Consider the following 13,626-nt stretch of genomic DNA (forward strand, 5'->3'; position numbering starts at 1 on the left):
CCTTCTGGAGCAACCAAGTTTTGCTGTATGGAAGTCTGCTTACGGAAACGCCCAGAGCCCCTGCAGGTACCTCCACGCCAGGGGAAACAGTGTGACCCTGGGCACATCCTCGGCTGCCACCAGTGTTACCCGGGCCTCATCCTGCCCCTCCACGCTGATGACAAGCTCACCCAAGGGCTCACCCCTCTTCAGAGGGGCCAGGACTGAGCCAGGCACCTCCACCCGCTGTTCAATGGTGACGTCCCTCCCCTTGGGGAGGGTGAGGGCGAGATCCTCTCCGGCCAGGGCATCCACCTCTTCTGAGACACCCAGCCACACCTTGACCCTGCGTATGGCATCACCCTCGCTTGCCACGGGGTGGGCCTGGAAGTGAGCGAAGCCGTAGTTGAGCAGGGTCCGGGTATCCTGGAAGCGCATGTCCGAGGTGTCCGCCCCCAGTACCACACTGACAAGACGCAGGTTATCCCGCTTGGCCGTGGCGGCCAGGCAGTACTTGGCTAGGGATGTATGGCCTGTCTTCAGGCCATCGGCCCCGTCGTAGAAGATTACCAGGCGGTTCCGGTTTACCAGCCACGTGGCACCGTCTCGCAGGTATTCCTCATAGATGCGGGTCATCTCCAGGAGCCCCGGAAAGGTCGTGGCGTAGCGGCAGAGTATTGCCGTGTCCCTTGCCGTGGTGTAGTGGCCCTCTTCGTCTAGGCCGTGGGGATTTCTGAACAGGGTGTTCTCCATGTCCAGCGCCCGGGCCTTCTCATTCAGCATGTGGACAAAGGCCTCCTCACTGCCCCCCAGGTATTCCGCCACGGCCACGCTGGCATCATTGCCTGATGCCACGGCGATCCCCAGGAGGAGGTCCCTGAGGGGAATCCGCTCTCCTACCTCGAGGAAGATGGTCGTGCCGCCATAGGAGGCAGCCCCGGGGCTCACCACCACCATGTCATCCAGGGAGGCCCTGCCCTCTTTGATGGCCTCAAATGCCAGGGCCAGGGTCATGATCTTGGTGAGGCTTGCCGGCGCCCGGGGCTCATCGGGGTTGTGGGCGACAAGGAACTGCCCGCTCCCGGCATCCATTAGCACTGCGGAGGGGGAATCAAGTTCCATGCCCTCGGGGAGCCCCGGCCCGGCGTTGACAGGCAGAGTCAGGGCCACAAGGAGCATCACAGCGATAGCGATCTTCGCCAAAGGAATCACCCCCGGCTATCTTGCCCGGGGGCCGAGGGGTATTATGCGGGGACACAGCCCAAGAGGAGCGGCGGTGGGTCTACTGTCTCCTCCGAAAACGCAAAGGCATCGCCAAGCCGGGCCAGGGCCTCAGCAAGGCCGTGCCCCTGCCTGTGGTGTACTAGGCAAAGCCCTTCTCCCTCGCCTACCCTGTCCCCTATCTTCCTCAACAGGACCACCCCTACAGCGGGGTCCACGGGCTGGTCCTTCTGGGTGCGCCCCGCGCCAAGGAGCATGGCGGCTTCTCCCACCGCCCGGGCGCCTATTGACTTGACAAACCCGGAGACAGGGCTCTTCATCTCCACCACCGCCCCCGCCCTGGGGAGATAAGACCCTGTCTCTCCCGTTCCCAGGGTCCCCCCCTGGGCGTGTACCATCTGCCGGAACCTGTCCAGGCCCTGGCCATTGTAGAGTGCATCCTCCAGGGAGCCCCGTGCCTTGGTGGGTTCCCACCCGGCCAGCCCCAGCATCCTCACGCCCAGGTCCAGGCAGACGGCCTCCAGGTCCTGGGGCCCCCGGCCTGCCAGGCATTCCAAGGCCTCCTTGACCTCCAAGGCATTACCCACGGCCCTGCCCAGGGGCTGCTCCATACCGCTGACAACCGCGCTGGAGCGGAGACCAGTCCTGGTGGAAACCTCCACCATGGTCCTGGCCAGGGAAAAAGCACCCTCTAAATCCCTGGCGAAGGCTCCATCCCCTGCCTTGATGTCAAATACCACCCCGGCTGCTCCAGTGGCAAGCTTCTTGGATACCACTGAGGAGACTATCAGCGGGATGCTGTCCACGGTGGCTGTAACATCCCGGAGCGCGTACATCCGCCCGTCAGCGGGGGCCATATCCTGGCTCTGGGCCAGGATAGCAAAGCCCACCCGGTCAAGGATCCTGAGGAACCCCTGCCGGTCCATGCCCGGCCTGAAACCGGGTATGGACTCCAGCTTGTCTATGGTGCCCCCGGTATGGCCCAGCCCCCTGCCAGACATCTTGCCCACCGGGACTCCGCAGGCGGCAACCAAGGCACCCACCACCAGGGTGGCCTTGTCCCCCACACCCCCTGTGCTGTGTTTGTCCAGGAAGAAGGGCATCCCTTGGGGGAGCGGCCCCCCCGATGTGGCCATCCGTAAGGTGAGCTCCAGGGTCTCCTCCAGGTTCAACCCCCTGAGGTACGTGGCCATAAGGAAGGCGGCTGCCTGGCAGTCGGGAATGATGCCAGAGGTTATGCCCTCCACAACAAAGGCTATCTCCCCTGGCCCAAGCTCCAGCCCATCCCGCTTCTTCGCTATTATGTCAACGGCTCTCAAGTGTCCCCCTCCCCCTCCAGATCCCCCAGAAAGCCCTGGCCTGGCCCCTCCCAGGGAACCCCCAAGGCCTGGCAGGCAAAGGCTCCGAGGTCCGCCAGGGTGGCTCTGGTCCCGAGGTCTGCCTCCCTCTTGCCCCCCCTGGCCAGGATGGGGACGTACTCCCTGGTATGGTCGGTCCCGGGAAAGGTGGGGTCGCACCCGTGGTCAGCAGTGACTGCCAGGTAGTCTCCGGGCCTTAATGCCTTGAGGAGGCGCTCCAGCCCCTGGTCAAACTCACGGAGGGCCCCCCAGTAGCCTTCGACATCGTTCCTGTGTCCATAGAGCATGTCAAAATCGATGAGGTTGGCAAAACAGAACCCCAGCCCGTTCTGGGCGAAGTCCTCCAATGCCCGGATGCCCTCGAGGTTTGACCGGGTGGGTACACTCCTGGAGATGCCCCGCATGGCAAAGAGGTCCCCGATCTTGCCAATGCCTGTCACAGCAATACCAGAATCCACCAGGCGATCCAGGACCGTCTCGTGAGGGGGCGCCGCGGGAAAGTCCTTGCGCCTCACGGTTCTGCGGTAGTTGCCGCTTGTCCCTGTAAAGGGCCGGGCTATGACCCTTCCCACAGCATGAGGACCAGTGAGGGCATCCCGCATGGCCCGGCACAGTCCCCACAGGGCCTCCGGGGGTAAGACGGACTCGTGCGCGGCTACCTGGAACACGCTGTCGGCGGAGGTATAGACGATGAGGCGGCCCGTAAGCACGTGAAGGTCCCCCAGTTCCTGTATGATCTCAGTGCCCGAGGCTACCTTGTTTCCCAAGGCTGGCTTCCCGGCTGTTCTGGCAAAGGTCTCCATCACCTCTAGGGGAAACCCCTGGGGATAGGTGGGGAATGGCCTCTCCAGTATGATCCCCATCATCTCCCAGTGCCCGGTAATGGTGTCCTTGCCGGGCGAGGCCACGGCACACCTGCCCCAGCCCCCTGGGGACCTGAAGGCCTCCGGTGACACACCAGGGAGCGAAAGGACCCTGCCCAGTCCCATAGCTGCCAGGTTGGGAAGGTCAAGGCTTCCCACACGCAGGGCGAGATTCCCCAGGGTATTCGCACCGGAATCACCGTAGGAGGCAGCGTCGGGCATCTCCCCCACACCGGCGCTGTCCAGAACAACCATGATTACCCGGCGAACCTTCATCCTCAGCTGCTCCTCCTGACCAGGCTCCTGCTATGTGTGTTCTCATGCCCCATTACAGGGGGAGGCCCAATATGCGGCAAGCCTTGAGAGCATCGCTCTACCTCGAACTTCCCAGTGCTGGATGCAAAGGGCCGGGGCGGGGATGGCAAGGCAGAGAGAACGATCAGTGCGCCTCTTCCATCCTGCTTACCGCAACAGTGCCGTTGTGACTACCGGCAGGCACCCTAGGAGCCCCTCGTGGCTGGGCACCTAGCGCATTGTGATGACGGCATCCCGGTGCCGTCTTGGCCCGAAGCCCTAGCCTGGCCCGTGGTTTGCCTAAGGACTCCCCACATTGGGGAGGCTGGGGTCAAGACCAGGCTCGTGGGGGATATATCGCACATGGAAGCAGAGGGCCCACACCTGTATGGCTCCAGTGTCCGTCCACGCCTCCAATGCCCCTAGGGCCTTCAATGCCCTGCTCCCACCTCTTTACAGGCGGGTGCCAGATGCGATACGCTATAATGCAACCGGTTCTGGGCTTCACCCAGTCCCGAGAACGGGTTAGCCAAGACCTGTGTAGAGCTGGAAATCGCCTAAACAGGGATTCCCCTCCGTTACCCACACATGGAAGCAGCGGACGTCAAAGACTAGCGAGAAGATAGTGGCCCTCACTGTTATTCCCTCTCCCTGCGGATGCCTGCAGATGGAGTAGGGGTATTCCCCGTGGTCCCGCAGGACCTCCGTAATGGCCTTTACTGGGTTCTCATTCATTTCAAGAGTCTCCCTGAGCTCTCTGCACCGGGAATACCTCGAAAGCGATGACCTGGAGGGACCCCGCTCCAAGGGGGCCATTGCCGGTGAGACATAGTGGTTAGTGTGGAAGGTACTCCGGTCCTCCGGGGCAAAGTGGTGTTGACAAGCGGACGTCTCGAGGTTGCCCAGCCTGCCCTCGGCTGAGACCAACAGGTGGTTATAGCCGCCCGCCCTCCGAGGCGGTAGCGCTCTGGCTATTGCCTCGTCTATGTTCTCGGCCTCCAGCACCGCCCGGGAAGAGAACATAATTGGAACGCCCGGTCGTCTATCCCGGCAGGACACACTATTAATTCCCTGGGCAACGCCGCATTCGTTCATCCCAACGGCCGGGAGGAAGGGGGCCGCTGTCACGCTGACGAACTCCGGCTTGCCCTTGGGCCGCCCGTGGATGAGGATGGCATGATGAGAATCCTCCCGGTACCAGTCCTCGTTGTGACCTAAGTAGGCCTCGCCTTCTCGGAGAAAGCCAAGGCTGGTGCAGGCACTGGGCGCCGGTACGGTAAGGGCCTCCTCCAAGGAATTCAGGAGGAATAGAGTCTCGAAATCCTGCCCCGACCCGCGAGCCATCCCCATAATCTCCTCAACGTAGCCAGGGAAGTCCTCTCCGGCGGCCTCAAGATAGCTCGCTGGAATGACCCATCCCTCTGGTAGCCCCTCCTCCACCAGCACCAGGCGATAGTAGTCCACCGCCCTGGATATCTTCTCCCGGGCCGCCCGGCCGATAGCAAGACCCATGTCGAAGTGATTGCCTTTAGCGACTACCAGATCCACCGCACTAGCCTCCTTGAGGCCTCCCTGATGCCGTCAGGCAGCCAATTTGCTAGAGCCCGCAAAACAGGCAGCCGTTCCAGAGACACTCCCAAGAGGGTTCATGGTCCGGAGGGTCGCGCATTCGGCTCATACAGCCCGCTTGGGTCCTCGCTCAGTGAAGGCCCCTTCAGGCTTTCTCCGGTTGGCAGGCGTTTCCCTCCCCCATGCCGGCGTTTGCTGGACACCACCAAGTGGCGCAGCCCGGCGTGGACCCGACGGACACCCTTGCCTTCGGCTAGAGGGTGTGCGGAGTCACCCTCCTCACGGGACTTTCACCCGCTAGTACTCGCCCATGCCGGGCGCAAGAACAGAGCGGCATCAGGTGCCGCTCGGGTCTAACGCCCAAGTGATGATTATTACGATTACGCCCGGGGGTGAGTCCTGGCGTAGACCTCTTTCAGTCTTCCCTTGGTGACATGGGTATACACCTGGGTCGTAGAGATATCTGCGTGCCCCAGCATCTCCTGGACCGACCTCAGGTCGGCGCCGTTCTCAAGGAGGTGGGTGGCGAAGGAATGCCGGAGGGTGTGAGGGGTAATGTGCTTCTTGATCTTCGCGACATCCGCATACTTCTTGACTATCTTCCAGAAGCCCTGGCGGGTGAGCCGGCGCCCGTGATGGTTCACGAAGAGCGCGGGCTGGTCGGGCTGCTTCAGGAGCCTGGGCCTGCCGCGTTCGAGATACTCGCGGGCATTCCTCTGGGCTATGGATCCCAAGGGGACTATGCGCTCGCGAGCGCCCTTTCCTGTACAACGCACAAAACTCATGTCAAGGTTGACGTCCCCAAGGTCAAGGGAGATGAGCTCGGAAACCCTGATCCCCGTAGCGTAGAGGAGCTCCAGCATGGCCTTGTCCCTCAAGCCGGCGGGGGTGGCGGAGTTCGGCTGTTTCAGGAGGGTCTCCACCTCCTTCACCGTAAGTACCTTGGGCAGTCTCTTCTCCAGCTTGGGTGATTCCAGGTTGGAAGTGGGGTCGGCCTTAACATACTCCTGCTCCAGGAGAAACTGGTAGAAGGACTTCAGCGCAGCCAGGCGCCGGGCGATGGTGGCCGCGGCCTTCCCCTGCTTCTTGAGGTGAAGCAAGTATGATATGATTGTAGCCCGCTCGGCATCCTTAAGTGACCCGCCTCCGTCGTTCTCCAGGAAGGAGGAGTACTGGCGCAGGTCGCGGGAGTAGGATTCCAGTGTATTATCGGCCAAGCCCTTCTCTTTGCCCAGGTAATCAATGAATTCCAGTATGAGGTTCTGCACTCCGGGCATCTCCTTTACGGAAAAAGAATGAGAACGAGGGGAATGATCCTCCCAAAACCCCTACTACCAGTATTGTCCAACGTATTCTCGCCTATTCAACATAATAACGGAAAATCCTTCCCGAATTGCTAATGTCCACCACATGGGGGCTATTTGCTCAAGGCCGCGCCAGTAGTATGCCTATGTGGACAAAAGGCGATTTAGAACCCAGGGGCAGCAGCTCACTCAGGACAGCAGCCGGGAAACCCAGGTCATCAGGGGGGGCACCAGGTAGGCCTCTATTACGCACGAGACCACCAGGGCCACGCAGCAGGCCAGGGCGATCATGCTGTAACGGGTGAACTCCTTAGCCAGCGGGATCCTGCTGGAGCGACGTCTCACCAGGTACAGGGAGAAGGAGACTGAGGAAATGGCTAGCACCAGCAGGGCGGGCACTGCCAGCAGGTTCTGGGGGAACACAGAGGCCAAGGAGAGCACAACACCCTTCCACCCCATCTCGAAGGCCAGGAAACCCACGGTGAACCCCAACAGGAACCCGCGAACCAAGGTGATGAGGCAAACCACGGGAATGCCCACCACTGTGAGGCCTAGGAGCCACAGGGCACCCGCAGTCTTGAGGCTTCCCGCCAGGGACTTGGACAGGATGCCGGAGGGGTTGAGCTTCCAGGGTTCGTGGGCCATGCCGTAGACGAAGTTGTCAACCAGGGCGTAGAGCTCCTGACGCTGTCCCGCCTCAAGGTGATTCACAGCCAGGGCGCCAGCCACCACCCCCATGACTAGGAGGGTAACAATCCCCAAGGTGAGGATTACCCCCTCCCCCAACTGTATATCCCACTGCTCCTCCCTGGATAGCCCCCACGCCATAGTCCAGCCAACCCCCCCTCGGACCTCTGGTAGATGGTATGGCACGGGAAGGACCGTTATGACCGTACTCCCAGGGAAAGGAGGCAATCTGGCACAGGCGAAACGGCGGGTAGGTTACGGAAGCCCGGGGTTATCGCACCTGGCCGTAGACCCCCCCGCCCCCCGGCGTCACCTCGCGCTGGCCCCTGAGGGCGCTCCACAGTCCCGAGGCCAGGGGTTCACCCAGGGCCTGGAGGATTTCCTGCCTGGTGGCTTTGTGCACGATTGCCATCTCACTGCCGAAGAGATTGACGAGGCGTTCTAGGGTTCTGGGACCCACGCCGGGCACCATGTAAGGGGGTATGAGGTGATGGTAGGGGGGCCGGGATCCCGCGGCTCCCTGGGGCTTGCCTGCTATTGCCGTGACCCTGTCGAGCACCCCTTGAACCAGTGCGTGCCGCCCGCACCGGGGACAGGCAAGCACCGGCGGGGGTTCCAGGAAAGTGGTATCGCAGCCATGGCAGTGCGAGCGGTGATACTTCCCCAGGCGCGGGTCAAGACCGAAGTTGGCTATGACAGCGCGCCCACCCTCCTGCCTCAGGGCCTTTGCCAGCTCGCAGAAGCTCGCTGTTCGGACTTCTAACAGGTTGTGTTCCCTCCCAAGGGCCCTCAGGGAGTGGGCATCGGAATTGGAGAGGAATGTCACACCCTGGAGCTCTTCAATGCCCCCTACCATCTGGGTGTCGGCGCTGAGGCCTAGTTCCAGGCCAGTAATGAACCTGAGCCGGTCCCCCAGGCGGCCCTCAGCCGCGTAGTAACCCCTGAAGGGGGTAAAGGCGTGGGCCTGGACTATGACTCCCAGGGGCGATGCCTCCCGGAGGAACGCGTCGCCATCCCCCACCCGCTGGACGCCTAGGGACGGGTTCCGGGCATGAGAGGCATACCACCGGCCAAGGCCCTTGAGGCTCTCCAGGTCAGGAACGTAGACGAGGGCGTGGACAGGGTGCGCATGGAAGAGGACCTCTACCTCAGCCCCAGGGATCAGCGTAACCGCATCACGGAAGCGAAAGCCTCCCTCCTGCAGCCCCTGGAGCTCCCCTCCGTCAATGAGAGCCTCCATTTCAAGAAGGGGCCCCGGGCAGGCCATATCCACGATTCCCACCATCTCCAGGCCCTTTGGACTGTGGCAGGACTCGAGGACCCTCCTTAGTGTGAGGTCCCCAGAAGCGGTGACCTTTACCGGGCCGCTGCCGGCTCGTCCTAGGTGGACATGGAGGTCAGCCAGGCACCTCATGGCAGCCTTGCCCAGAGGAGGATGCCCGTCACGGTCTTGGCATCCCGGATCTCGCCGCAGGCTACCATCTCCAGGGCTCTCTCGGGGCTGAGGAGGTGCACCACCACCTCCTCATCGGAGCCAGGGCTGGCGCATCCCCTAGCTAGGTCCTGGGCGAAGTAGAGGTGAATGACCTCGTTGGAGAAGCCCGGGCTGGTGTAGAAGGACAACACCTTCCTGATGGTCCCCGCCTTGTAGCCCGTCTCCTCCTCCAGTTCCCTCCTGGCTGTGCACTCCGGGTCTTCCCCGGGGTCGATCTTCCCCGCGGGGATCTCTAGGAGTTCCTCTCCCACAGCGTAGCGGTATTGCCCTACAAGTACTAGGCACCCCCCGGGTTCCTGGGCAACCACCGCCACAGCCCCCGGGTGATCCACCACCTCCCGGGTGGCGGTCAGGCCGGATGGCGTGGTCACTGTGTCCACGCGCAACGCCAGCATGCGCCCGCGGAACACCTCATGGCCCTCCAGGAGCCTCTCCACAGTGCTCAAGATGGGTCACTCCTTCCTTGCCAGCCGCGCAGCGAGCCTACCGGCGGCTCCCGCCGCGAGGAACAAAAGGGGTTCTGCACTGGGGTCCCTGCCCATGGAGGTGCTCGGCACCCCAAGTTCCTCAAGGAGCCTCACGGCGGCCTGGCCGTCATCCAGTATGATCCTGTGCTTGGACGTGATCCCCCCCCGCCAGAGTGCCGCGGGAATTGGGGTGCCCCTGGCCTCCAGGGGCAGCGCCACAATGCAATGTCCCAGGAACACCCTGCCAAGGACTGTCAGTGTGTGATGGCTGAGTCCCTGGTGCCGGGGCCTGGGATCGGAAAAACCCACCCTGGGCACGGCGATGGGCCTCCCCCCCAGGGCAACGGCAGCGTTCAGTGCCTCGCCCTGCTGCAGGGCAGTGGTGCCCAGGGGCGTGCCCGTTCCCACCACGCCGGGACCTATGGAGACTATAGCCACATCCACCCGTGCTGCCATCTTCGCTGCCAGGAGCGCACTGTGAAGATTGACGGCCTCCATCTGGCCGCCGAAGGCGTGGCCTGCCGTGATGGTGACGTCCAGGAGACCTGCATGCCTCAGGGCCCGTACGTTGTCGCTGAAGGCCATGGGCAGCGCGCCACCGTCGGTCATGATGTAGGCCACCCGCAGGTGCGGGCTTCTGGCCTTTATGCCGGCCGCAGCAGGGCCTACCTGACTGTGGAGGCTGGCGGCCACAACGGGCATACCCCCGAGGTCATCCTCATCAAGCAGAAAGCCGTGGAAAGGGCTTTCTGGGCTCTCCACGGCAAGGCACGCTACCTGGAGGGGAGTGTACCTCATCTTCATAACGTGTCCAGGGATCCGGGCCTCGGGGGTCCTGCCCTGGATCCAGTGGACGAAGTGGTAGCCCCCAGTGCCCAGGCCAAGCCTGGCAGCGGTTGTGTTCAGGACTACCGTGTCCCCTGGGAGGGCCCGGCCGGTGAGCACCGGGTAGTTGAGGGCCCTCTCGCTCTTGCCGTCCACCTGTACCTCTAGTTCCTCGATGTCATCCTGTTCACGGAGTACCCGGGCCACCCTTCCGGGTCGCCACATGATCACTGGGAACTTTCCCCTCCTAGCGCCCCTGCCACCCGCCGGCCCTTTAACACCAGCTTGGATATCCTCCGGTTCACCGCGTCCAGCACTGACTTCACCACAGCCTCGGATGCGTCGGCGCGTACCGGTACGGCACCAACCAGGACTTCTTCGTGCCCCCGCTGGGAGACAAGAACCACAACTGAGAGGGCCACATGGCGGCTCCCGGTGTTCAGCACCTCCACGCTCTCCAGGGTGATACCATTCCCCGGGTCCACCGCTCGGTTCAAGGCATCAATGGTTGCCTCTCCGAACACACGGTGGACGAAGTTCTTGGCGCACGGTCCCTCGCACTCGCCGCGGCACACAACCCCCTCCTGGTCCGTGCGCCCCAGAGTGACGCTGGCCTTAATCCTCCCGCTCACAGTATCCGCCGACATCTCAACATTAATGAGCTTCAGTCTAAAAGGGGCAAGGTGTCCACCAGTGCCCGCGATCTGGGCGACGCTGATCTTCTTATGGTCCACGTAGAGGCCCCACTTGGCCGCCATGGAACTCTCAACGTCCCTGACGACCTGTTTTGGGCTCCTCGCATCGCTGGCCAGGATGTGTACTTCCTCCACCGCTCCCCAGTCATTCACCACGATCCTGGCGCTTATGACACCGGGCAATTGGACCAGGAGGTTCTCTATCTCATCTACGGTTACGACACTCTTGGTCCCTTCCTGCATGGACCCTCTCCTCCTCCTTAGGTGAGACTGGGCTCAGCCTGCTCGGCAACCATGACCAGTGCCTTTTCGTTCATGGGTATCATCCTATGGTGTCGCTCCGGAAGAGCCATCCTAAGCGATTGCAGTACAGAGGCTGTCTTCACCGGGGAATCGGCCCTAATGTAAGCCCCCAGCGCCACCATGTTGGCGACCTTCCCTGAACCCAGGCCCTCCGCTATTTCGTTGCAGGGAACCCGTATGATCCTGATATCGCTTCTCTCGGGCGCCAGGTCTACCAGGGACGTGTTTAGCACCAGGAGGCCCCCCGGCCTCACCCACGACTCGAACTTCTCAAGGGAGGGGTTGTTCATCACTATGACTGCAGTGGGCTCTGTCACCAGTGGGCTTGTAACGGGCTCGCCGGAGATTACCACCATGCAGTAGGCCGTGCCTCCCCTCATCTCAGGCCCGTAAGAGGGCAACCATGATACGTTCTTTTCCTCCAGCATCCCCGCATAGGCCAGGAGGGTGCCCATGGCCATGATACCCTGGCCGCCAAAGCCCGCTATGAGTACCTCGTGCGTCATGAGCCAGCATCCTTCCAAGACTTGTAAACCCCCAAGGGGTAGGCGGGGAGCATGTTCTCCTTGAGCCACACCAGGGCCTCCTGCGGGTTCATGCCCCAGTTGGTGGAGCAGGTGGCGACCACCTCCACCATAGAAAAGCCCCGCTCCTCCACCTGGGCGCTGAAGGCCTTGCGGATGGCCTTGCCGGCGGCTCTTACGTGGGCTGGGGTGTCGCAGGCAACCCTCTCTATGTAGCACGCGCCATCCAGCTGGGAGAGCATTTCGGACACCCTTATAGGGTATCCTGACACCTTAGCCTCTCGTCCCTTCTGGCAGGTGGTGCTCCTCTGGCCCACCAGGGTGGTGGGAGCCATCTGCCCCCCTGTCATGCCATAGATGGCGTTGTTGACGAATATCACGGTGATGTTCTCGCCCCTCATGGCCGCGTGCACTATCTCCGCCGTGCCTATGGCAGCCAGATCCCCGTCGCCCTGGTAGGTGAAGACCGTGTGCTCCGGCAGGACCCGCTTCACCCCTGTGGCGACCGCTGGCGCCCTGCCGTGGGCAGCCTGTATGAAGTCGAAATCCAGGTAGTTGTAGGCAAACACCGCGCAGCCCACCGGCGCTATGCCGATGGTCGTATCCTCCAGGCCCATATCCTCAACGGCCTCTGCGATGAGCCTGTGCACTATCCCGTGGGTACACCCTGGGCAGTAGTGCATGAGCGTGTCCTTGATGGAGCGGGGCCTTGAGAACACCTTATCCATCCAGCCCGCCCCCTTCCAGCGACCTGGCGACCTTCCTGATCTCCTCCAGGATCTCGCCGGGCTTCGGGACCACGCCGCCGGCCCTCCCGAAGAAGTGAACAGGGGCCTTCCCACATACGGCCAGCCGGACATCATCTACCATCTGGCCCATGCTCATCTCCACCGCCAGGAACGCCCGGGCACATGGGAGACCCTCCAGGATCTTATCAGGGAAGGGCCACAGTGTGATGGGCCTCACCAGACCGCAGGGGATCCCTTCCTCCCGGGCCCTCCCCACGGCTGCCTGGCATATGCGGGCCATCGTACCGTAGGCCACCACATAGATCTCCGCGTCGCGGGGGCCCCAGACCTCCGAGCGTGTCTCCCTGTTCTTCATATCGTCGTATTTAGCCTGTAGCTTGAGATTATGCTGGTACAGTTCGTCGGGCTGGAGATTGATGGATGTGACGACCCTCTGCGGGCCGCCCTTGCGGCCCGTGGTCGCCCAGGGCTTCTCAGGGAAGGGCCCCTGGACCATCTCAGGGAACTGCACCGGCTCCATCATCTGGCCCAGCATACCATCGCCCAGGATAATCACGGGGTTACGGTACTCGTCCGCCTTCTGGAAGCTAAGGCCCGTGAGGTCCACCATCTCCTGGACCGAGGCAGGCGCATACACCAGGCAGCGGTAGTCCCCGTGACCACCACCCCTTGTAGCCTGGTAGTAGTCGGACTGGGCCGGCTGGATCCCTCCGAGCCCGGGGCCTGCCCTCATCATGTTGACGATTACGCAGGGCAGCTCCGCCCCCACCATGTAGGAAATGCCCTCCTGCTTTAGGCTCACACCGGGGCTTGAGGATGAGGTCATCACCCTCCCTCCTGCGGCGGAGGCGCCAAACACCATGTTAATGGCGGCCACTTCGCTTTCCGCTTGAACAAACACCCCTCCGACCTCGGGCAGCCTCTTGGACATGTACTCAGGTAGCTCGTTCTGGGGTGTGATGGGATAGCCAAAGAAGTAGCGGCATCCCGCCCTGATGGCAGCCTCGGCGATGGCCTCGTTTCCGACGGCCAGGGTAACATCGGCCACGACATTCCCCCCTCTTTCAGGAACGGCCCGGTTTGTAGACCTCGATGGCCACGTCCGGGCACATCCGGGCACACAGCGCGCACGACGTGCACTTGTCCTGTTCAGATACGGTGGCCGGGTGATAGCCTTGCCTGTTGAGGCGATCCGAGAGATAGATGATCTTCCTGGGACATACATCAACGCACAGGCCGCATGCCTTGCAGCGCTCTTCATCAAATACAACCTGCCTGTCACTCAAAAGCGCC

General features: G+C 62.3%; 14 protein-coding genes. All 14 read right to left on the minus strand.

The annotated features are described in order from the left end of the window. Positions 1-39: 39 nt before the first annotated feature. The 14 genes from AB1576_02270 to AB1576_02335 all read right to left on the minus strand — a co-directional run bounded on the left by AB1576_02270 (position 40) and on the right by AB1576_02335 (position 13,619). Positions 40-1,182: a D-alanyl-D-alanine carboxypeptidase family protein gene (locus AB1576_02270; GenBank protein ID MEW6080616.1), complete on the minus strand. Its 1,143-nt coding sequence runs from the start codon at positions 1,180-1,182 to the stop codon at positions 40-42. Between the two features lie 41 nt (positions 1,183-1,223). Continuing rightward, entirely contained in the window at positions 1,224-2,519 is a 1,296-nt protein-coding gene (locus tag AB1576_02275; protein ID MEW6080617.1) for a thymidine phosphorylase, read from the minus strand. After that, a complete protein-coding gene (locus AB1576_02280; GenBank protein MEW6080618.1) occupies positions 2,516-3,697 on the minus strand; it encodes a phosphopentomutase in 1,182 nt (393 codons plus the stop codon). Before AB1576_02280 ends, AB1576_02275 begins: the two co-directional genes overlap by 4 nt. Positions 3,698-4,240: 543 nt before the next feature. Beyond that, a complete protein-coding gene (locus tag AB1576_02285; protein MEW6080619.1) occupies positions 4,241-5,263 on the minus strand; it encodes a C45 family peptidase in 1,023 nt (340 codons plus the stop codon). A gap of 401 nt (positions 5,264-5,664) precedes the next feature. Then, positions 5,665-6,552, minus strand: a complete 888-nt coding sequence (xerD, locus tag AB1576_02290) for a site-specific tyrosine recombinase XerD (protein ID MEW6080620.1) — start codon at positions 6,550-6,552, stop codon at positions 5,665-5,667. 225 nt (positions 6,553-6,777) lie between these two features. Further along, positions 6,778-7,416: a stage II sporulation protein M gene (spoIIM, locus tag AB1576_02295; protein ID MEW6080621.1), complete on the minus strand. Its 639-nt coding sequence runs from the start codon at positions 7,414-7,416 to the stop codon at positions 6,778-6,780. A 130-nt stretch (positions 7,417-7,546) separates the two neighbouring features. Continuing rightward, positions 7,547-8,689, minus strand: a complete 1,143-nt coding sequence (locus AB1576_02300; protein ID MEW6080622.1) for an endonuclease Q family protein — start codon at positions 8,687-8,689, stop codon at positions 7,547-7,549. Next, positions 8,686-9,207: an NUDIX hydrolase gene (locus AB1576_02305; protein ID MEW6080623.1), complete on the minus strand. Its 522-nt coding sequence runs from the start codon at positions 9,205-9,207 to the stop codon at positions 8,686-8,688. Before AB1576_02305 ends, AB1576_02300 begins: the two co-directional genes overlap by 4 nt. Positions 9,208-9,222: 15 nt before the next feature. Next, positions 9,223-10,287, minus strand: a complete 1,065-nt coding sequence (locus tag AB1576_02310) for a DUF3866 family protein (protein MEW6080624.1) — start codon at positions 10,285-10,287, stop codon at positions 9,223-9,225. Between the two features lie 2 nt (positions 10,288-10,289). Beyond that, positions 10,290-11,000, minus strand: coding sequence for a hypothetical protein (locus AB1576_02315; GenBank protein MEW6080625.1), 711 nt, complete (start codon positions 10,998-11,000; stop codon positions 10,290-10,292). A 17-nt stretch (positions 11,001-11,017) separates the two neighbouring features. Continuing rightward, positions 11,018-11,566: a 2-oxoacid:acceptor oxidoreductase family protein gene (locus tag AB1576_02320; protein MEW6080626.1), complete on the minus strand. Its 549-nt coding sequence runs from the start codon at positions 11,564-11,566 to the stop codon at positions 11,018-11,020. Then, a complete protein-coding gene (locus AB1576_02325; GenBank protein ID MEW6080627.1) occupies positions 11,563-12,312 on the minus strand; it encodes a thiamine pyrophosphate-dependent enzyme in 750 nt (249 codons plus the stop codon). The genes AB1576_02320 and AB1576_02325 overlap by 4 nt, the downstream gene beginning before the upstream one ends. After that, entirely contained in the window at positions 12,305-13,381 is a 1,077-nt protein-coding gene (locus AB1576_02330; GenBank protein MEW6080628.1) for a 3-methyl-2-oxobutanoate dehydrogenase subunit VorB, read from the minus strand. Before AB1576_02330 ends, AB1576_02325 begins: the two co-directional genes overlap by 8 nt. Positions 13,382-13,397: 16 nt before the next feature. Next, a complete protein-coding gene (locus AB1576_02335; GenBank protein MEW6080629.1) occupies positions 13,398-13,619 on the minus strand; it encodes a ferredoxin family protein in 222 nt (73 codons plus the stop codon). Positions 13,620-13,626: the final 7 nt, after the last annotated feature.

The sequence above is a fragment of the Bacillota bacterium genome (assembly GCA_040754315.1).
In the GTDB taxonomy this organism is placed as follows: domain Bacteria; phylum Bacillota; class Sulfobacillia; order DUSP01; family JBFMCS01; genus JBFMCS01.

What these genes read in the sequence shown, in the direction of transcription:
- AB1576_02300 (MEW6080622.1), bottom strand. Translation starts at nt 8,689, where the DNA reads ATGAGGTGCCTGGCTGACCTCCATGTCCACCTAGGACGAGCCGGCAGC.
- spoIIM (MEW6080621.1), bottom strand. Translation starts at nt 7,416, where the DNA reads ATGGCGTGGGGGCTATCCAGGGAGGAGCAGTGGGATATACAGTTGGGG.
- AB1576_02315 (MEW6080625.1), bottom strand. Translation starts at nt 11,000, where the DNA reads ATGCAGGAAGGGACCAAGAGTGTCGTAACCGTAGATGAGATAGAGAAC.
- AB1576_02325 (MEW6080627.1), bottom strand. Translation starts at nt 12,312, where the DNA reads ATGGATAAGGTGTTCTCAAGGCCCCGCTCCATCAAGGACACGCTCATG.
- AB1576_02310 (MEW6080624.1), bottom strand. Translation starts at nt 10,287, where the DNA reads ATGTGGCGACCCGGAAGGGTGGCCCGGGTACTCCGTGAACAGGATGAC.
- AB1576_02280 (MEW6080618.1), bottom strand. Translation starts at nt 3,697, where the DNA reads ATGAAGGTTCGCCGGGTAATCATGGTTGTTCTGGACAGCGCCGGTGTG.
- AB1576_02320 (MEW6080626.1), bottom strand. Translation starts at nt 11,566, where the DNA reads ATGACGCACGAGGTACTCATAGCGGGCTTTGGCGGCCAGGGTATCATG.